The sequence below is a fragment of the Leisingera sp. F5 genome, from assembly GCF_001593695.1.
In genome coordinates this window covers 1-1017 of record NZ_LUKH01001456.1, presented here as the reverse complement: position 1 = coordinate 1017, position 1017 = coordinate 1, and the positions used below count along the sequence as shown (strand labels likewise).

2 protein-coding genes are annotated in these 1017 nt (G+C 57.8%); one reads left to right on the top strand and one right to left on the bottom strand.

The window, feature by feature from the left end:
• A partial coding sequence (locus A2I95_RS42225; protein WP_291738195.1) for a LysR substrate-binding domain-containing protein occupies nt 1–472 on the top strand: 472 nt, incomplete at its 5' end.
• Between the two features lie 208 nt (nt 473–680).
• Here A2I95_RS42225 and A2I95_RS42220 read toward each other — a convergent pair.
• Nucleotides 681–1017, bottom strand: a 337-nt coding sequence (locus tag A2I95_RS42220; protein ID WP_291738194.1) for a helix-turn-helix transcriptional regulator, incomplete at its 5' end; no start/stop codon positions are given.

The following is a 1017-nucleotide window of genomic DNA, read 5'->3' as shown; positions in this document are numbered from 1 at the left end:
TGATGCAGCAATTCACTTTGGCCGGTGCGATTGGCAAGGAGTCGAGTATCTGGAACTCGCTCGGGAACGTGTTGTTCCGGTCTGCTCACCTGACCTGATCTCTACACGTCCAGTCGCCGCAGAGAGTTTTTTCGAGATGCCCTTACTGCACCTCGAATCACGACCCGGTGCCTGGGAGGACTGGTTCGAGCACCACTCCTGCCCTGCTGGAAGACTGCACGGGATGCTCTTCGACCAGTTCACCACTATGGCCGAGGCCGCATCGCTCGGGTTTGGTGTAGCATTGTTGCCCGAGTTCCTTGCGACAGAGGTGGTCAAGCACGGCAAATTGGTCCGCGCGTTTGAGAACGCGATGGAGTTGCCTCACCGGTATTATCTGGTTTGGCCGAAATCGCGGGCCCCAAGATCGCCTTTAGAACAACTCATTGAGTGGCTCATAGCCACAGAGTGCGGCGACGCTCCGAAGCGTTGACGCGAAGGATGCGGCAGGCAAGTCAACCGCGATGCAGCAGGCGCAACCCAATTTCCACGGAAAATCGGATCGGCGAGGACTTTCAAAATTGTCGGGAGTGTCCACCCGTCACTAAAGAGGCGGGTTCGGGCAGCGCCGAAAATGCACCGGTGCGCTGCCTAGGCCCGCGCTTGCTGGATGTGGAGTGGCTCCAGTCGCCTTGGTGCCGCTAACAAAGTAATCGCCAGCCGTGATGAACGATCACGGCGGCAGCGGCCGCCCTATTGGAAACATCCAGCTTCTGCAGGATTGCTTCCACATGTGCATTCGCGGTTCGCCTAGTGATTTTAAGCTGTTGCGCGATGTCAATACTCCGGTAGCCTTCCGCGACTAAGCTGGCAACTTCTAGTTCACGCAAAGTAAGTGGTAGCGACACGACCCCCAAGTCGCACACGATGAGGTGGTTGCCGTCTTTCCCGAGTTGCTGGACGCCTGCATTCCAAAGACGGAAAGAATGCAGTCCGTCCCTGCAGCGGACAATCCAATTGGACGCGCCCGCTCCGGCC